Source organism: Brevinema andersonii (assembly GCF_900112165.1).
GTDB classification, from domain to species: Bacteria; Spirochaetota; Brevinematia; order Brevinematales; family Brevinemataceae; genus Brevinema; species Brevinema andersonii.
In genome coordinates, this window is sequence record NZ_FOKY01000024.1 from 1 (window position 1) to 18049 (window position 18049).

Genomic DNA, 18049 nt, shown 5'->3' on the forward strand with positions numbered 1-18049 from the left:
CTCGGAAGCGGCGGTATCGGTTTGTCGCACAAAAAGCAAAGCATTAGGCATCGAGTGGAAATATCAAGACGGAGCCTATGCATCAGTGACGTCATGGATCGAGGAATAGATCCGGGTCGTGATGAGAGGGATCGACGACGCAGGCAGGGAGAATGCACCTACAGAGGATCTCTACAGCGAACTCGATGCTCTCATGACGATCCGGAAGAAATACGAAGACGGTACGGACACTTACGGCGAGACGGTGCGGGTGATGGAAAAGTTCGGCTCATACGTCAGCAAACACCACAAGGACGTTAAAGACATCTTCAAAGAAGCGGTGACGTCGTTCATGCAGAGCGTCGCGAGGTAGCCATGGCAAAACGGACAACCAAAAACGAGTTCCGCAAGTCGATGAGCTCCGTGCTGGAAGCTATGGAGTCGAAGGCTACCGGCTGCGGGATTTCAGGACGCGAAGAACACCGTAAGAAAAATAAAGACTTTCGGCACTTTTTCAGTCACTAGAAACGAAATCTCGCTGTGGGAGGGACGGTTTCCATCAGAATACTTATAAAGAAATACGAAACACTTTAGGGAGTACAGCTTTAATGCGGAGTTACAAAACATGCCCACGGACGACGATACAGCGCTCTTTACCCTTGAGATGATCAAGGACGGAAGCTATCCGTCAAACGCTCCTATGGCAGTGTTTATCGACCCCAGTGTGGACGGCATTAAGAAAAACGACTACAAAACAGCGGTTCTTGCCACGGCAACGGCTAAAGGCTTTGTTATCGTGGATGCTTTCATGGTGCAGGGAAGAGATATAAGATTTTTTGATGACACGCTTTCCTTGTACAAAAAACATTCGGCAAACATTTTAACGGTCAAGGTAGAGTGTGTCGGAGCAATGGCGTACTTTGTGCGCGACCTGGAAAAATATGCCCGGGAACACGGCGTCAAGCTGCCGCTTACAACAATCTCCAACATGCGCAAAGAACACCGAATCGCTCAGCTGCCTGTTCTCTTTGAGACAGACAGGATCTGATTAGATCCAGAATTCCGGAAGTCGTCTGCAGGAAAGATCCTAATTGACCAGCTCTTATACTTTCCGTCGGTCAACGTGCATGACGACGTCCCGGATGCTCTAGCGGGAGCCGTGAAAGTTTTGGCTCGGACTTCGAAAACGGAGCCTTTACACTTTCTCCCGGAACCAAAACCAGGTGCGAAATTGGGCAAAATACCTTTTTGGAAAAATAAGAGTTTTTAACATGTTTTAAGGGTGTTTTTCCCCATGACCGCATAATGAATAGAAAATAAAAATTTTACAGAGCGTTGACAGGGTGTTGACGCACTAACAACATTTTTTTTAACACCCCGAAAAACGAAAAGGAGCCGGATTTGGAAAAAGAACAGCTCGAACAAGCCCTCAGCCAGGATATGAAGCCCTATCAAAAAGTACTACAGGAGTATGGAGCCGAGCGCTCGGCAGAAGCCGCAAAGACCGGAGATGCCATGCAGAATGCTGCCGGCATTGTCAATCAAGGGTGGTACTACGTGGAACAGAACGAAGCCCTCCAATTTCCCTATACATTTGAGGAAACCACAGAGAAATACGGTATAGAAAACCTTGCCACCAATGAAATGGTGGATAATTTAATAAAATTAACGGAGCTTGTTCTCGATCCGCTGAGGGAGCAGTTAGAAAAACCTATAATTTTGACCTGTTACCGCAGCAAGGAAATCAACACCAAGATTAGCAGTTGCCCAGATTCGCATCATACCTACGGCTGCACGGCAGATAATATCTGCCTCAAGAAGGATCAAGACCAAATGATGCAAATTCTTAGAAAAATCTGAATGTAGATCTTTGCCAAAATTACCCAGACAGAAACTCCATCCACGTCAACACTGCCAGGGCCGGGCAAACCCCCTGTAACCTTGCTCTCACTCAGTACAAGAATAAGAAAGCTACCTTATATAGGGATAAGATTATGAAACGTAAGATAAAGAATAAAATAATATACATCTTGATAACACTAGATTTTGTATGTTCAGATTTCCATACATACCTCTGTAAGTTGGTGAGACATTTATGTGACAAAGATTGCGATAAATAAGAAAGCAATACCCCATAAAGGGTAACAATAAAAACATTCTAAAAGAACGCGAAAATAATACCTTATAATATAACAAAACTTTAGGAAATATTATGAAATTTATCAAAGCATTTGAACGCAAGCCACAGTATGTGACTTACAAAATGGAGCGATCATGTTATTATCAAGGTACAAAGGCCGGATGAAAACAGTGCAAATACGAATCCTTATCTTTATGTTGAGTCACGGTTGGGCAGCGTGCCTTGGATTCCGGCTGTTCCCGAATGGTTTTTCAGAAGAATGTGAAGTTTGGACATAAGAAAGAAGAAGAATGAGTAGTACTTTTAGTAAAAAGTCAATTTCTGTTTATATATGCTCTGAATGGAAAGGATGCAAGAATTATATAAACAAGTAAAAGAAAACATTAAAATTAAAGAGGTTAGCAATGAAAAATGAAGTATTATTTTTTCTCGTTATGGGAATCCTCATAACAGGCTGGAATGATGTTATTATACATATAATGTTACGAAGCAGCAGAGACAACCTCATATCCCCAATAAATAAATTAGATCCGAATGCAGAACCGGATTGGGTTCTTCTTAAAGTCAGTTATTATGCTGCCATGTTTCACGATAATGACTTGCCCAAATATGTTACTTTCTATTTCTATTCAAATTTCTTCGGAATAATGAGTATTTTATAACATTTATCCATACAAGTTATTTTAATATAGGATAAACAAATACTTGAAATTTATAAAACAATGTGATATGATCTTCTATATAAGAATTATCAATTGATATTTTATAATGTTATCAAAAGTATCAATATTTTCACCAAAAAGGAGTCATTTCCCTTATTAATACGCTCAAAAGATATTGTTGAAAACTGTGATAGCACAATGAAAATATTGGATCTCAAACTAAACTTCCCTTAACCACTTGCAATTTTTCTATTTAACATACTATCAGATAATAATATAGCTATTTTATTACATGTTTCGCTAATTTTTACAGTTCTGACAAATAATATTTCTCTAAACTAATGAAATTCTTTTTTGGGATTCTTATTATTCTTTCAAATTTTTAGTTTCAGCAAATATACATTCCTGCAGGCTTTTTTTATTTTAAATCTTAAAAACATAGGCTGCAGCTGAATGATGCTAAGGGAGAACAATTATTTATCCTCTTTACCCTGACAATATCTATCTCTTTTACTATGCATCACATATCGTGAGAATTAACCTGATTATATAAATATTAATTAGTGAACAATTCCAACACACAATAATATTAGCTTTTTGAAAAATAATCTTATTAAATTTAATACGACTATCTAGGAAAGTTATTGCAAAATAATATAAATTAATATATAATATTTTTATAAAATATTTGGTATGTACTTTACTTTTGAATTTTATTGTCCGAAATGTATTTTGAGTATTTAAAATTTATTCGGAGCTCCTCTAACTCCCAGTTTTAAAGAATACTCTAAATATAACGTGATCTCAAATTATTTTGGAGGTTTTATGCGCAAACTAACAGGTTCTTTAGGAGTGTTTCTAGGATTGGTATCATGCTCTGTTACCAGTCAATTTGTACCTAGAGATATATTATACGTTAACTATTGGATTGATTACCCAGTAAATTTCTACAAAATGGACGGCGAATATGTCAATACTGCAATCACCTCATCAACTATCAATCCTTCTTTAGAAAAGGTACAGGAATTTACTACATTTTCGGATAAAGATGGAATGCTTTATCTTGCATACTCTTCAACGGATAACATCAGCGAAACAATTGAATTATCAGATAATGGTACCGAATATACCAATAAACTGAAAAGAAAAATAGAAACACTGAACTATGAAGTGGATATTGAAATTACCAAAATATTTACAAACAGAACAGGCAGCTCTACTAAACTTCTAAAATCTGTCTCCACAAATTCAATAACGGAACAGCAAAAATTGAATCCCGATAATGGAGTATGGGTACGCCTACTTAAGTTTAATAGAAATAACCGAGCTGGTAATCCATGGGAACTACAATTTGTCACAAAAGTACCGATGCCTTTAAGCGAAATTAAAGTTGTATCAATTCCAGGACATAGTATACCTTACATTGCGGCGATTTCTAATAGAAATCGCTTGGCTATTTTCGGTACGGATCGAAAAGAAGGAAATATCCGCTTTATCCATAGCCCCAACGGTTTAAACCTGCATGAAGGACGAAGCCCTCACTCTGTCAAACAGCTGAGCTTTTGGAATGATGGCGACCGATTATATGGAGCTATGATTGAAGATAATCTTTCCTATATAGGATATGTACGAAATTCGGTTTGGCAGACTGACTATAACAATATATGGGGCAATACTCCAGAAATTTTTGAAGTAGCACAGGGAGCTACAATGGCTTACGGAATATGGTGGAGTACAATTGATAAAGTCACAACTATAGCAGGATATCTTACTAACGGAGTCCAAGGTAAAAAATGGCTCCTAATTGACAATCTCAGAGCAACAGAAAGGCCTTCTATTCGATCCAAAATATATACAGACGCTAACGGCCTAACCAGAGAAGGTACATTTATTGGAACAATATACAGTACGTCAAAATTTTTCCAGTTAAGTCGCATTGACGATAATAGAATTAAGCATATTGCACCACCCGTGGACGGATATAATGAAAGATATTCATTCGATATCGATAAATATGGTCGTGTTTTGTATACGAGAATCAATACAGAAAATACAATTGACGTTGCCGGGTTTACACGTGATATATGGATCGAATCAACCCGTCCAGAATACAATCAAAGTAGCTCGGGAATAGATCGTGTTCAATACAAAACACATCCAAACTCTACGATAAATACGTTTTTTATAGATAATTTATATCCACATGTTGTATTCGTAAATCATCTCGGAAATATTCAATTTTTAGAAGGACGCGATCGAGGTACCATATAGATCAATTTTAAAAAACAGCAAATTTTAGTAAATTTGCTGTTTTTTAAGTCCAAAATTTGGCATATCATTTTTTTAACTTTATAATTAAAGATATTTTATTATAAGGTATGCCAAATATGTTTACTCATTCCGTTTCTCCAAAAGAACTGGACAAACAAGAAATATTTCGACAGATTGACCAAGATTTATCAACAAAACGCACACCCCCACAACAACAAAAGACACGTTCTAATTATAAGTTTATTATTCTGCTCAATATTATAATTATATCAGCTGCAGGGCTGGGAATTTTTATTGTATACACAATTTTTCAACAACAAAGCCTTAAATTGATTGTGGGGCAAGATGCTATCCAAAGCTTAGAACTCATACTCATTCAACAAGCTGAAAAAAGAAGAAATGCCGAACTTCTAAAGAAAGAAGAAGAGGTTCAAGAATTACGAATTGCATTGAACAGAGCGGAACAAGAATTAGCTAAGACTTTATCAGAGATTAATCAGAAAGCAACGCAAGAATTCGAAAAGCAAAGAGTTGATTTACAAGCTCAAATTAAAAAAGAACTCCAGGGAAAAACAGAAAGTGAAAAAGCAGAAATACGTCGTAGATATGAACTCGAACTTCACATTTTAGAAGAAAAAATAGAAAACGAAAAGCGTGCACAAGAATTAGCTCAGCAAGAAGCTTATAAAAAAAAGCAAGAACAGCTTGCTAAAGAACAAGAATTATTGCAAATTCAGTTACAAAGAGCCTCTCAAAATGCTGAGGAATCAAGAAAGAAAACATTATCTGTTCAAGAAAAGTTAAAAAAAACAGAAACACAAAAACCGAATATATTATTAGAAGAAAAATTGTCTTCTGAATTTGACCAAAAAATATCTTTTCTTTTTTCAGAAATAGGCAAAGCTCTGCAAATACAAAACACAAAAGAAGCAGAAAAAAAATTACAAGCAATAGAAAATTTATATAATAAAGAAAATACAATTTTCGTACCTATTGAAAAACGAAATACTGATTTATTTTTAGTTTCGCTGATTAGAAATTATATTAATACATCAGAAATTCAAACAAACCTTATTCAGCAACTTGCCTTATTAAATCAGGAATTTAATGAGTTGCAACGTGCTGATTCAATCACTGCTGACGCAGAAACAGAGAAATTTAGAATTTTTATTAACGAATTTTCAGAATCTGTTGAAAAAGATCCTGAAAATATTGCTATTCCTTCAAAAATCAGAATACTGCAAAAAAATGCACCTGATGTTTTCACATTTTACGATTCTTATAAAAAATACCGTCAGAATTTTGATTCGCAGCAAGCCAAACCATTAATAAAAAAAGCGAATCAGACTTTGGAACGGCATCAATATCCTGAGGCAATACAGCAATATCAATATATTCTACAGAACTATCCTGGAATAAAAGAACAAAATGAGATTTTAAATAATTTTGCACAAGCTATACAGATGGAAACAGCAAAAAATGGTTCTATCCCGCTTTTTAATCAACAAAAAACTGACAATATTTCAAAATTATATCGTACGACAAATCAAATACACATTGTATATATGAAAGCTCCTGACGGTTACATATTGGATATTATTGATAATACTGCAATAATCACATTATTTCCGGGAGTTTTGGTAAAAAAAGGAGACAAAATCGATATTTTTAGAGCAAATGTTTTGAATAAATTAGAGTTAGAATGGCTGGACAACTCAATATCTGAGCTATCTCAAAGTGTTAGAATTAGTGCTAAAATAAAAAATCCTCGGGTACGTATTGGAGATTTAATATATTTAAATAAAATGAAAAATATCTATTATTTTTAAAAAAAAAACCGATATACTAAATTATATAATAGAAAATAAAATATTAATTTAAATGGAGGACAATCCATGAAAAAAAATATACTCATAGTGCTTCTGATATTTGGATTTTCTATGCCAAATTTTGCACAATATGAATATGAAGCAGATTTTTATGATGATAGTACAGCCGATGACTTTGCTGTAGATGACGGAGGAACCTCTGATATACAAGATTCCTACACAGATGATAGCAATGGGGCAACTACACCTTATTCAGAACTGACTTCTCCACAGAATCTGGCAAATTCTCAATCGGTACAAGTAAAAATGTCACCCGAAGAAGCAAATTATATCATTGAAATAAAAAATCTCATTACTGCAGGAAAAACAGTAGAGGAGTCAGATAGCAATGGTACAACGCCATTAATGGTTGCAGCAGAAAAAGGATATTCAAATGCTATTCAATTTCTGCTCGATAACGGAGCTGATATCAATTTGCGCAACAAAAAGGGACAATCAGCACTGATGCTTGCTGCAGGAAACAAACAATTAGCAGTCCTTCGTTTTTTAATCAGTCAGAAAGCAGATGTTAATGCTTCGGACATAGATCGGCGCACTGTTTTGATGTATGCAGTGCAAGCAGGAGAACCAGCAATTACTCAGGAATTGCTGGTAAACGGAGCAATCATCAATGCCCAAGACAATAAAGGTCAAAATGCATTAATGCATGCTGTTATTTCGAATCAAGCTCCTATTGTACGGATTTTGATTGAACAAAAATCAGATGTTAACTCCACAGATAAATTCAATAAGACACCCCTACTCTATGCTATTAATAACAATGCGATGAACATTGTACAAGAGTTAGTGAACGCCGGGGCTGACGTAAATGTTAGAGACGAAAACAATTCGACAGGCGTTATCATAGCTGCCCAAAACGGGGAATTAGGATTATTAGAATATCTTGTAAACAGAGGTGCAAATGTTAACAATAAAGATAATCAAGGACGTACAGCATTAATGTATGCAGTCAATTCACGTAACAAGGCTGTTGTTGATTATCTGCTGACGAAAAATGTTGATATTGACGCCCAAGATGCAACTGGATGGACAGCATTAATGTTTGCAGCTAGTGATGGGCTTGTTGATATTACAAAGTCACTTATTGATAAAGGTGCTTATTTGGATTCTCAAAACCGTTACGGTCAAACAGCTCTAATGCGTGCGGTTATCTGGGGCAGAGTTACTATGGTTAAATATCTCGTTGGGAAAGGTGCCTTAACAGATATTAAAGACAATTCTGGTAAGAATGCACTAATGTGGGCCGGAGAACGAGGTAATGCTGAAATCATACAATATTTGGTTGCAGATCCTAATTCAACTAATAAATAAATTTTAATCTCCTCCGTTTGGAGGAGATTCTTATAAAATAAATAAATTCCTAAAAATCAATAAATAGTACACTACTATCAATTACATTTCATACTTAAAGCTATCCAAAAATTAAGAGTAGTCAAATTTAACAAATAAAAGTTTTTGAATTGTTCTTTATATTTTCATTAAATTCAGACATAGAATATTTTTAAATTTAGTATATTGTTTATTCTTTTTCTTTCAAAAAAGTCGATATATCCTTCGCATAAAATAACAGCCCAATTACAACATTTCATGCTGGTTAGAGATATGCTATTAATCTATTTTTTAGTAAATTAGCGAGAATACTTGACTTTCTCAGAAGATTCTTATATAATAAAAATAAAGTTGTTATGAGGAAGGAGTAATAGATGCAAATTTTATTGATCTTTTTATTATTATTGCCTGTTTATAATCTAGCTGGTGATCTAACACGATCAAAATATTATAGGAATGATCCTAAAGCTATTATTTATGAAGCTGTGGAACTCTACAAAAATCCGCTTGAAGTCAGCTTATATGGTATCTGGAAAAAAAATAATACAAATTATGTACAAATTAGAGAAGCAACCAATTTTCCTATGTTTTATGAAGAAGTCGGAGTAATGGATACGTTATCATTACAAGGTTTTAACAAAAAACTTGAAAAGACTTCAGCTTATAAAATTTATAATAATCAATTTTTATTTACTTTTGATATTGTCAACACAAAATATGAAATAAAAATATATAAATTTGATATGGTCAATAGAGATCATATTAAACTGATACCTTATATTTTCAATAAAACTATTACTAATAAAAATTACATTCGGGATATTGATATTGATGATATTCGTGCTATATATGAAGGTGAAATTAATATTAATAATTATCTTCAAAAACGTAAACGTATGCTTCAAGACACAAAAAATGCTTTTGATCTTATCAGGCTAAATACAACACTATCTCAAAAAGGACAAAGAACCCGTTAAATAACGGGTTCTTTTATTTTATTTTTCATCATTCCAATAATACCTCCTGTTATGATACAGCCAACTAAAATAGAAATTATATACATAAACACATGCTTAACTAAAGGAAATACAAAAATACCTCCATGTGGTGCAGGCAACTCGCAACCAAAAAACATTGATAATGCACCTGCCACCGCAGAACCTATGATACAAGCCGGAATAATCCGTATTGGATCACTAACAGCAAATGGAATTGCCGACTCCGTGATAAAACATGCACCCATTATATAACATGTTAATCCAGATTCTCGCTCTGCAGGAGTAAACTTTTTTCGAAAAAACGTCGTCGCTAAAGCAATACCCAATGGTGGCACCATTCCTCCTGCCATAACAGCTGCATGAGGTAAATTATTTCCAGCTTGTATTGCAGCTATTCCAAATGTGAATGCAGCTTTATTCACAGGACCACCCATATCTACTGCCATCATGCCAGCAAGCAAAGCCCCTAATAAAACTAAGTTACCACTGCTCATAGAATTAAGAAAATTATTTACTCCACTATTAATAGCAGACACATAACTCAAAATAGGAAGCAAGACAATTCCTGTTAGCAGAAGACTAAAAACTGGATAAAATAAAACGGGTTTTAAACCATCTAACTGTTTAGGAAGTAAAGAAAAAACTTTTTTAAGAAGAACAATCGAATATCCTCCGATAAAGCCTGCTAACAATCCTCCTAAAAAGCCGCCGCCACTATTTACCGCCAAATACCCACCTACCATAGCAGGCATCAAAGCTGGACGTTCGGCGATTCCAAAACCAATATATCCTGCCATGACTGGCACCATTAAAGCAAACGCTCCTTGAGCACCCAGTATGTGAAAAAATTGAGCTATAGGATTAAAATCGGGAGAATTAGGGTCTGAAGCATTTATTCCAAATAAAAAACTCAGAGCAATGAGAATACCTCCTCCAACAACAAAAGGCAGCATATAAGATACACCTGTCATCAACTGCCCATAAACTCCTTTTTTAGTTTCTCCAAGTGGTGTATTGTCCTTAGCAGTATAAAGCTTTCCATGAGTCAATGCTTGTTCTATGACTTCATCAGCTTTACGCACGGCATTACCAGCACTGGTTGAGTACATCATTTTATTGTTAAACCGAGACAAATCCAAGTCTCGATCAGATGCAACAATAACTACTTTTGCATTTTTAATTTCTTGATCAGAAAGAATATTTTTTGGACCATCGGCACCATTTGTTTCAACTTTTATGGTTAAATTTTGTTTTTGAGCACTTTTTTTGAGTGCATCTGCAGCCATATAAGTATGAGCAATACCTGTCGGACAAGCCGTTACCGCTACAATATCAAAGGATTTCCAACCATCTGTATCAGACTCAGACAAATCCGGTAAATTCTTGAAAACATCCCATACTGCCTGAGAATCCGATGCATTTAGCAGTTTCTTGACAAGATATTCATCATTTAAGATCGTTCCTAACGTTTGAAGTATTTCTATATGAAGATTATTTTCATTTTCTGGAACACCTATCATAAAAATCAAACGCACAGTTTCTTGAGTTTCTTCATTCCAAACAACAGGCTCTTTAGTAATACCTACCACCAATCCTGCCTTATCTATACAAACACATTTTGCATGAGGAACAGCAATATTTTCCTCTACAATTGTAGGGTCTTTGTGCTCCCTTTCTTGTAGATGATTATATAATTCTTGCTTATCATGAGCATTTCCCGATTGAACAAAACGTTCTGCCAATTCATTAAGAATTTGACTTTTGTTATTGTTTTTCATAGGTACAACTATATTATCCAAAACAAGCAAATTATTCAAAAATTTCATAAAAACTTCCTATATTTGTGATATTTTAACATTTTTTACTAAACGTTCCGCTGTTTCCAAGGTACACAACCCATGAGAAAAAACAGTACCTGCAGCACAAGCAACACCATAAGCAAAAGAAAGTTTAGGATCATCAGATTTTAAATACCGTGCAATAAAACCCGCTACTAATGAATCACCAGCACCAACACTGCTTACTAGCTCACCCTCTAACGCAGGAGCATAGAATACCTCAGTATCTGTCAGCAAATAGGCTCCATCCTTTCCTAAGGAAACAATAATATATGTGATGTTAGTATCATTCTTTAAATTTTGAGCCAACTTTAGAGCTTCTTCATTAGAACAGATCTCACAGCCAAATAGTTCACTTAACTCGTCTTTATTTGGCTTGATCAGAAAAAGATTCTTAACAGTAATAATCTCCTTCAAAGCTACACCTCTTGTATCAGCAATAATACGAGTATCCGGTACCAATAAAGCTAACTCCTTATAAATAGCATCAGATACGCCTTTCGGTAGAGAACCAGATAAAATTAAAGTATCATCCTTTGTTAAATGAGCTATTTCATATTTAACTTGTTCGATTTCTTGTAAAGTCAGCTCTGGAGCCACCCCATGGATCTCTGTTTCAGAAATAGCTGTTCTCAGCTTAGTATTAATGCGTGTCCTTTCTTTAATAGAAATGGCTTTTAATTCCGGTATTTGTGATTTGATATAATCACCCGTAAATCCTCCCAACACTGCTAATGCAGTATTAGCAATACCAAGATTATTCAAAACACGGGAGACATTGATACCTTTCCCTCCTGCTTGAAAACTGACTCCTTTTGCCGATAAACTTTTACCTTCAGAAAAACTATCTATTTTCATATGATAATCAACAGCAGGATTTAATGTCACTGTTAAAACCATTTTTACCTCATATACAACTTTAATATTATTAAGAAATACAAAGTTTTGTCAAAATATATGACAAACAATTAGACATTTCTCAAAAGAACACCGATATTACTATCGGCAAAAATCCACTATACTTAATTTTTTGTTGTAAGAACTATTTTTTTTAAAATTTGATATCTAAAGAAAGCATAAAATATTTAAATTTCTGTTTCTATTATTTATTAAATAAAAAAGAAAGGATTAAAATAGTGATAATTTGGAAAGACGAATATACTTGAAATTAACCTGTAAGTTTAGTGTTCAGATTCTTCTTACTTAGAATTAACGGAAATTGTCATGCGAAGTTTGATTTGGCACTTATTTTAAGTTTGATTTGGCATTTTAAAGAAAATCCCTTTTCCAGGTAGCAGGCTTACGCACCTGCTGCCGGAAAGAAATATCCCTCCCCATGCTCCGGGGAGGGATTGTTTTTATGAGACAAGTGTTCTTCACCGCATGTTTTGATAATTTTGAAGCAGATGATAGGCCTTCTTTTCCATTCTGCTCAACCTGTCGGGGTACTGAGTTGAACCTTGAGCTCTTTTGAGTGAGTAGAATAATTCTTCAAATAGATGTTCCATTTCAAATTCCCGAAATTCCTGGATAATTCCCCGGCTGATTTGATGCATAAGGTCTTCTATCCTGTCCAATTCCCTGTCTCTTCGCGTTGAATCCATAACATCGTTAAGAGCATGCCGAATTATCGGATTCCCGGCTTCTAATATCCTGTCGACATAAAAGGACGGGTATGCTTCTTGTTGCATTTTGGGAAGGTCTTCTTGCGCCTCCTGCGGGCAAAATTTTTTGTCCTGCTCATTGTGCATATATAATTTCAATTCTCCTTTCTTGAGGATAGCCCATTCTTGGATCAGGAGAGGGTGCAGTCCTTGGCTGTGGGTATTGTTGTGGAAGAATCCTTTGTCTTTGGTATAAATATAAAGGGTCGAGCCTTCCGGAATTTCCTTGGAATTGAGGAGTATTTCCCAGTGTAGGGAATCGTAATGCTTGTGGTTGCTTTGTTCTTTCTTGGTATAAGGCGCCATTTCGGAATGGACGCGGTTTTTCGCCCCAAGGTAGTCTTCTATGCTTGGAGAAATGATGAGCTGCTGTTTCAGAAAGTCAATAATATTAGAGCATTCTTCCCTTTTTATTTCTTCTATTTTTTGGTTGAGTTCGTTGTAGGCGGTTTTGAGTTTTTCTATTTTTTTATCGATGGCGGGTTTATCTTTGTGCTCGGGATTGTCGGCTAAAAATCTGTCTATGCCCTCTTCGATATTTTTGTCTTCGTAAGCAATGTATTTCGAGAGGAGATGTTTCTGGAGCTCGTGCAGCTGCTCTGACGGGATAATGATACGGAATTCGTTTTGTATTTGTTTGAGATTTTTCTCTATATTTTTGATGTTCCATTCTCGAAACATACATGTATCGATAAAAATAAATTGTTTTGACATAATATGTGCCCCTTTTAGTGTTGTAGTATTAATATTGTAGGGTAAAGGGGGTTAAAAATAAGTTCCCTCCCTCGCAAGTATCGAGGGAGGCCTGTTTTATCTGTTGGTCACAAAATCCGGCGGAATAATAGGAGGGCTTTGATAATATTCTGCCATTCTGGTATAGAAAATAGGCGTACGCTGCAAATAAACAGGATAAATATTACCCAACGGGGTTTTAATAGCAAACTGTGTAAAAGCGGGAACTTTTACTTCAGGGTTTTGGGCGACTTTTGCCTCGTTGATTAATTCCACAACATAATTATATTCTTTCCGATAGTGATTCCAAGCAAAACATTGGATGCCGAAAATAATAAATGCCGTTAAAATGACTAATTTTATTGCAAGAGGAATCATTTTACTATCCGGATAAAGTTCCCAAAACAACTTAACCAACATTACAAGAGCAATAAATAAAAATACCATTCCAAACAGTAAATTTGCCTCATAATAAAGCGGAGAAAACATCATAATAACTGTCATGCCCAGAGATGCCGCTATAAAAACAAAAATTTGAAACAATCTGCCGTTCCATGGTGAAACTTTTTTCAGTACAAAATACATCAAAATCCCTATGATAATAAAATACGGCAAAGTGTTGGGAATATAAGCGCCATGAGCCAAAAACAAATGATGAAACAAACTGTAGGCATAACGGATCGGGCCCAGTTCAACCCAATTTAGCGTTTGACCGAGAAATTGCCATTGCTGAGCATTGCCGTATCCTTTTTCGATGCGGGTTGGGGAACCCGGAGACAACAAAATAACCAGCATACCCAAGAAGAAAAAAATAAACCCCGTCCAAAACCAACGCGGTACCATTATTTTTTTATATTTTAATATGATATAAAGAATCAACAGTAGAGGAAGTAAAGCAACTGCTTGCTCATGAGAGGCGCCTGCTAACAACGCGCTCAACCAAAACATTCTTGAAGGTACCATAGAGGGGGGGGTACTCATTAAAAGGGAATATGGAGTCAAAAACCAACAAATTAATCCGATCGCAAATAGATTGCTCATAAAAAACGTCACCATCACATAAGCAGTGCTTGACACAGGAATAAATACAAACAGCAAACAAAAAAGTAAAATAAACAATTGGAAATCATGCTTACCGGAATTGCGAATAAATTTAGGATTAACAGCCCGATAGCATGTAATAATAACCCATAAAATTACGCCGCTAAATACCAGTTCTTCTATAGGGGCAGGCAATTGCAGAATGATGCGCAGCAAAGTGTGCGAAACCAGCCGCCCGTGCCATGCCAGATACTCATTCCATTGTAAAAGAAAAGGATTGCCCATTACAGAATAAGCAAAATCATCGTCATAAGTAATTGGAAATAAAAGGTTTGAAGCCAGCATAATACCATATATCAGCAAAAATAATATATACCATTTAACTGTATTAATTCTCATAGAATACCTCCCTGCCTAAGCAGAACAACCCCTTTTTCCTATTGTTTTATTATAACATAAGCCGATTTTTTTGTTAAGCTTTTACTTATTTTTTCAAAAATAGAATAAAACAACCCTCCCTTGTATGTTATCGAGGGAGGGTATAGGATTAGTTTAATATTTCGTGGAGGGGAGGGGGGGGGGGGTAATTGGTGATGACAAGCTCGGGAGCATCGGGCTGTTTTTTGGAGTTGGCGAGGCCGGAGTATTTGACGGTTGCCTCGGTGATGTGGAAGTCCTTGTAAAGCTCGCGGATAACGGAGTGGTCGCCGTAGGAAAGCATCCAAGTCGCTTTGGAATTTTTGAGGAGTTCGGAGAGCAGAACATGCCACTCGACTCCGAAGTTGATACCGGGATAGACGTTTTCAGCGCCGAAGTATGGCGGGTCGAGGTAGAGGAAGGTATTTTCCTTGTCCCAGAGTTTGGATGCATTTTTCGAAGGACTCGTTGGAGATGGCAACATTTCGGAATCTCTCACGGAGGTCGGAGATTTTGGATATGAGGGTTTGCGCGCTGTTGAGGACTTCGAATGCATAAGACGTTCCCTGAGCCGAGAAACTCCAGCCGTATTTAATGAGGGTTCCGGCAGCCTTCTGGATGTCGGTGAGGTGGAGCGTATCTTTGTAATAATTGAAAAGTTTTTGGGAGTTGACGACAAGTTCAATTTCTTTCAAAAGCTCGTCGGGATGGAAACGGATGACGGAAAATAAGTTGACGAGGCCGTCGTTAATATCATTGTAGACTTCGTTCTGAAACCACTTGTCTTTGTATAATAAGAGCCAGGCAACCCCGCCGAAGACTTCGACACAGTGTTGGATTTTTCTGTTTTTCATAGGAATATCCTGCTCGGGGATCAGGGCTGCGAGGGTTGGCCGGAGTTTGGATTTGCCGCCCATCCAGCCGAAGGGCGCGTTGAGGGGTTTGTTTGTTGTCATAGTTTCTTCCTTATAATATAAGCTCCCTAAAATTAAGGGAGCCATGTTTTACTTCCCGAAGAGGAAGGAATAATGGACTTTTCCGTACATTCCCAATCCTATAATTCTTGTGTGGTCGATGCCGAGGCTTAAGCCCAGCATATTTCTGTTGAGCTGGCCCCAGAGGGTGGCCCCGTATCTGCCGCCGATGTAGGCGTCTCGGGAAAATTTCTGCTCGATATCAGCCGTTCCGCCCACGCCGAGGCTTTTGAAATACTTTTTCTTTGCCTTATCCCAATAAATGGGTTTTTTGAGGTTGACGAGGCTTTTAATTGCCCCAAAACCCACCCCGACGCTGCCCGTGTGTTTCCACAACTTTGATAGCCGAAAAATCTGTAATCCCAGCTGCCGTAAACATTAAACAGATATTTCTCTTGAATGAAATTATGCACCGTTACGCCGACGGCAAGGTCCTTGCCCATCGTGCCGACATTAATGCCGAGGCCGGGGGTGTACCGTTCCCGCACATCCGTGCGCTCCACGGCACTTCGGCGTCCTGCCTCGTATTGCGCTTGAACAAGAATTGGAGCTGAGAGCAGAGCTAAAATCAATAATATTTTTTTCATTATATCCCTCCAGATATTGATATTGTTATCCTTTATAAGGTATTGCTTTTTTATTTTTCCATTGTGTCATCGCCAGTCGGCGGGGTTTCTCTCCCGGCCTGGCGATGTTGACGTGGATAAAATTGCGATCCGGATAGTTTTGGCATAAATCCACATGCGGATTTTTCATAAGAATAGCCATCATTTTCTTTTGTTCTGCAGCAAGACAAACAATATCCGCCGAGCAGCCGTAGATATGATGGGAATTAGGGTGCCCGCCGACCTTAGCATTAACTTCTTTGCTGCGGTAAGCTCAGGTTAGTTTGACAGGTTTTCCACGACTTCGTTGGTGGCGAGGTTTTCCAGGCCGTATTTCTCGGCTGTGGCGGACCTTGTAAGTTCTTTGATGGTGAAATATTTCATTATCCCCTTCCTTCTCTTCGTTTTTGTTTGGTTTCACGCCTAACCGTTTCGTTGCGCAGCTCCTTTTCCTCCCAGCGCTCGATTAACGTTTTGACGTCGCCGGCGCTCCAAAAATTGCAGCTGACGGTATTTTCATACTCCTCAAGGATAGGAGATTGTCGGCGTTCAGCGGGCTGATGAGGCGGCTGCCGGGTTCCTGCAGGCATACAAACGCATCCAAAGGCTTGCCGCGGAGCAGGATTTGCAGTTCGTGAACCGTCCAAGGCTTCATTTCACGAGGCCCCAGACACCGAGGATGACGGTTGCGAGCAGTCCGATAACGATCAGGCTGCCGATATCGCCGCGCCCGAGCTTTAATCTGCCCTTGGAAATATCAAGCTCCAAGGAATCGTCGTAAAGGTCGTCTTCCATTTTTTTCTCTACTTCTTTCAGGTCGTCGGCCATGCCGCGTACTTTCCTGTGCGTCTTGATGGCAAACGCTTTCAATTCCTCATGTTCCTGTCTCAAAACATACCTTTTGTCGAGATCTTCGTTCATTGTCCACTCCAATTTTTCAAAATTTCAATAATGGCATCCCTGCCGGCAAACCCGACGAGCGACAACAGGCATCCGACCGAGATTGGGATACTGTGTTCGGGCGTGCGGTATGCCAGAAACTCCCACAAGCCGAACGCCAACGCACCCGTAACAGCATTCTGTACTTCCCTATTCAATATTTTCCTCCAAGTTTTGTATTTCGTTTTTAAGATTATCTCTTTTGCTGCGGAGTTCGGGAAGGAGCGCATGCTCCTCGTCTGCCTGAGCGTCAAGGATTTGTTTCCGAATGTCTTGGAGTTCTGTTTTTTTCTCGTCGATGAGGGTCTGTAAAGATTTTTCCGTCGTTCTGGAACCATTTGAAATATGTTCAATAATAGGCACCGTAAAAGTTCTGAATGCCGGCTCTTGAGATAGGTCAGCGCGGTATTCTTCGGGAAGAAGGTCTATGGAGCCTTTGAAATTATGGAGGTCTTGAAGTTCTTTCTCTGAGGAAACTTCGATATCCAAAAATACTGTAAACTCTCTGTTTTTGTTGGAGACTTTGTGTATGATATCAATGCTGTCGAAGTTGTCGGCTTCGGGGAAGGAA

The 18049-nt window shown here is 37.5% G+C and carries 20 protein-coding genes and 1 pseudogene; 9 read left to right on the plus strand and 12 right to left on the minus strand.

Features of this window, described 5'->3' with window-relative positions:
• Positions 1-93 precede the first annotated feature (93 nt).
• From BM018_RS06905 to BM018_RS06945, 9 genes are all read left to right on the plus strand, one after another.
• On the plus strand, positions 94-300 hold the full coding sequence (locus BM018_RS06905; RefSeq protein ID WP_143280464.1) for a hypothetical protein: 207 nt from the start codon (positions 94-96) through the stop codon (positions 298-300).
• A gap of 54 nt (positions 301-354) precedes the next feature.
• Positions 355-504, plus strand: coding sequence for a hypothetical protein (locus BM018_RS07890; protein ID WP_159428231.1), 150 nt, complete (start codon positions 355-357; stop codon positions 502-504).
• Between the two features lie 100 nt (positions 505-604).
• Positions 605-1027, plus strand: coding sequence for a hypothetical protein (locus tag BM018_RS06910; protein ID WP_092319985.1), 423 nt, complete (start codon positions 605-607; stop codon positions 1025-1027).
• A 353-nt stretch (positions 1028-1380) separates the two neighbouring features.
• On the plus strand, positions 1381-1839 hold the full coding sequence (locus BM018_RS06915; RefSeq protein ID WP_092319987.1) for a D-Ala-D-Ala carboxypeptidase family metallohydrolase: 459 nt from the start codon (positions 1381-1383) through the stop codon (positions 1837-1839).
• A 684-nt stretch (positions 1840-2523) separates the two neighbouring features.
• Positions 2524-2781 (plus strand): hypothetical protein, encoded by a 258-nt coding sequence (locus BM018_RS06925; RefSeq protein ID WP_092319989.1) that lies wholly within the window; start codon positions 2524-2526, stop codon positions 2779-2781.
• An 825-nt stretch (positions 2782-3606) separates the two neighbouring features.
• A complete protein-coding gene (locus tag BM018_RS06930) occupies positions 3607-5052 on the plus strand; it encodes a hypothetical protein (protein WP_092319991.1) in 1446 nt (481 codons plus the stop codon).
• A 107-nt stretch (positions 5053-5159) separates the two neighbouring features.
• Positions 5160-6881: a hypothetical protein gene (locus BM018_RS06935; protein ID WP_143280465.1), complete on the plus strand. Its 1722-nt coding sequence runs from the start codon at positions 5160-5162 to the stop codon at positions 6879-6881.
• Between the two features lie 66 nt (positions 6882-6947).
• Positions 6948-8252 carry an ankyrin repeat domain-containing protein gene (locus tag BM018_RS06940; RefSeq protein ID WP_092319995.1) on the plus strand — a complete coding sequence of 435 codons (1305 nt, stop codon included), beginning with the start codon at positions 6948-6950 and terminating at the stop codon, positions 8250-8252.
• A gap of 392 nt (positions 8253-8644) precedes the next feature.
• The gene (locus tag BM018_RS06945) at positions 8645-9247 is read left to right on the plus strand and encodes a hypothetical protein (RefSeq protein WP_092319997.1); all 603 of its coding nucleotides are present in this window, start codon (positions 8645-8647) and stop codon (positions 9245-9247) included.
• Here the strand turns inward: BM018_RS06945 and BM018_RS06950 are convergent.
• The 12 genes and pseudogenes from BM018_RS06950 to BM018_RS07905 form a co-directional block, all read right to left on the minus strand.
• Positions 9244-11094: a PTS fructose transporter subunit IIABC gene (locus tag BM018_RS06950; protein ID WP_092319999.1), complete on the minus strand. Its 1851-nt coding sequence runs from the start codon at positions 11092-11094 to the stop codon at positions 9244-9246. The two genes, BM018_RS06945 and BM018_RS06950, sit on opposite strands and share 4 nt — an antisense overlap.
• Before the next feature lie 9 nt (positions 11095-11103).
• Positions 11104-12006, minus strand: a complete 903-nt coding sequence (locus BM018_RS06955; protein ID WP_092320001.1) for a 1-phosphofructokinase family hexose kinase — start codon at positions 12004-12006, stop codon at positions 11104-11106.
• Between the two features lie 476 nt (positions 12007-12482).
• Positions 12483-13484: a PIN domain-containing protein gene (locus BM018_RS06960; protein ID WP_092320003.1), complete on the minus strand. Its 1002-nt coding sequence runs from the start codon at positions 13482-13484 to the stop codon at positions 12483-12485.
• A gap of 96 nt (positions 13485-13580) precedes the next feature.
• Complete coding sequence (locus tag BM018_RS06965) at positions 13581-14942, minus strand: DUF6056 family protein (protein ID WP_092320005.1); 1362 nt, start codon at positions 14940-14942, stop codon at positions 13581-13583.
• A 148-nt stretch (positions 14943-15090) separates the two neighbouring features.
• Positions 15091-15444, minus strand: a complete 354-nt coding sequence (locus BM018_RS08345) for a DNA adenine methylase (protein ID WP_159428232.1) — start codon at positions 15442-15444, stop codon at positions 15091-15093.
• A complete protein-coding gene (locus tag BM018_RS06970; RefSeq protein ID WP_159428233.1) occupies positions 15347-15916 on the minus strand; it encodes a DNA adenine methylase in 570 nt (189 codons plus the stop codon). The genes BM018_RS08345 and BM018_RS06970 overlap by 98 nt, the downstream gene beginning before the upstream one ends.
• Positions 15917-16044: 128 nt before the next feature.
• Entirely contained in the window at positions 16045-16521 is a 477-nt protein-coding gene (locus BM018_RS06975) for a hypothetical protein (RefSeq protein ID WP_092320009.1), read from the minus strand.
• Between the two features lie 25 nt (positions 16522-16546).
• A pseudogene (locus BM018_RS08350) lies at positions 16547-16801 on the minus strand (D-Ala-D-Ala carboxypeptidase family metallohydrolase); the annotation flags it as partial.
• Positions 16802-16922: 121 nt separating this feature from the next.
• The gene (locus tag BM018_RS06985; RefSeq protein ID WP_092320012.1) at positions 16923-17129 is read right to left on the minus strand and encodes a hypothetical protein; all 207 of its coding nucleotides are present in this window, start codon (positions 17127-17129) and stop codon (positions 16923-16925) included.
• Positions 17130-17190: 61 nt separating this feature from the next.
• Entirely contained in the window at positions 17191-17460 is a 270-nt protein-coding gene (locus BM018_RS06990; protein WP_092320014.1) for a hypothetical protein, read from the minus strand.
• A gap of 16 nt (positions 17461-17476) precedes the next feature.
• Positions 17477-17617: a hypothetical protein gene (locus BM018_RS07900; RefSeq protein WP_159428234.1), complete on the minus strand. Its 141-nt coding sequence runs from the start codon at positions 17615-17617 to the stop codon at positions 17477-17479.
• An 11-nt stretch (positions 17618-17628) separates the two neighbouring features.
• A partial coding sequence (locus BM018_RS07905; RefSeq protein ID WP_159428235.1) for a hypothetical protein occupies positions 17629-18049 on the minus strand: 421 nt, incomplete at its 5' end.

Bases quoted from the DNA above. Each gene is read 5' to 3' on its own strand.
- BM018_RS06940 (WP_092319995.1), top strand. From the start codon at position 6,948: ATGAAAAAAAATATACTCATAGTGCTTCTGATATTTGGATTTTCTATG.
- BM018_RS06975 (WP_092320009.1), bottom strand. From the start codon at position 16,521: ATGAAAAAAATATTATTGATTTTAGCTCTGCTCTCAGCTCCAATTCTT.
- BM018_RS07900 (WP_159428234.1), bottom strand. From the start codon at position 17,617: ATGCTGTTACGGGTGCGTTGGCGTTCGGCTTGTGGGAGTTTCTGGCAT.
- BM018_RS06925 (WP_092319989.1), top strand. From the start codon at position 2,524: ATGAAAAATGAAGTATTATTTTTTCTCGTTATGGGAATCCTCATAACA.
- BM018_RS06910 (WP_092319985.1), top strand. From the start codon at position 605: ATGCCCACGGACGACGATACAGCGCTCTTTACCCTTGAGATGATCAAG.
- BM018_RS06955 (WP_092320001.1), bottom strand. From the start codon at position 12,006: ATGGTTTTAACAGTGACATTAAATCCTGCTGTTGATTATCATATGAAA.
- BM018_RS06945 (WP_092319997.1), top strand. From the start codon at position 8,645: ATGCAAATTTTATTGATCTTTTTATTATTATTGCCTGTTTATAATCTA.
- BM018_RS06930 (WP_092319991.1), top strand. From the start codon at position 3,607: ATGCGCAAACTAACAGGTTCTTTAGGAGTGTTTCTAGGATTGGTATCA.
- BM018_RS07890 (WP_159428231.1), top strand. From the start codon at position 355: ATGGCAAAACGGACAACCAAAAACGAGTTCCGCAAGTCGATGAGCTCC.
- BM018_RS06985 (WP_092320012.1), bottom strand. From the start codon at position 17,129: ATGCCTGCAGGAACCCGGCAGCCGCCTCATCAGCCCGCTGAACGCCGA.
- BM018_RS06990 (WP_092320014.1), bottom strand. From the start codon at position 17,460: ATGAACGAAGATCTCGACAAAAGGTATGTTTTGAGACAGGAACATGAG.
- BM018_RS06960 (WP_092320003.1), bottom strand. From the start codon at position 13,484: ATGTCAAAACAATTTATTTTTATCGATACATGTATGTTTCGAGAATGG.
- BM018_RS06935 (WP_143280465.1), top strand. From the start codon at position 5,160: ATGCCAAATATGTTTACTCATTCCGTTTCTCCAAAAGAACTGGACAAA.
- BM018_RS06970 (WP_159428233.1), bottom strand. From the start codon at position 15,916: ATGACAACAAACAAACCCCTCAACGCGCCCTTCGGCTGGATGGGCGGC.
- BM018_RS08345 (WP_159428232.1), bottom strand. From the start codon at position 15,444: ATGTTGCCATCTCCAACGAGTCCTTCGAAAAATGCATCCAAACTCTGG.
- BM018_RS06965 (WP_092320005.1), bottom strand. From the start codon at position 14,942: ATGAGAATTAATACAGTTAAATGGTATATATTATTTTTGCTGATATAT.
- BM018_RS06905 (WP_143280464.1), top strand. From the start codon at position 94: ATGGATCGAGGAATAGATCCGGGTCGTGATGAGAGGGATCGACGACGC.
- BM018_RS06950 (WP_092319999.1), bottom strand. From the start codon at position 11,094: ATGAAATTTTTGAATAATTTGCTTGTTTTGGATAATATAGTTGTACCT.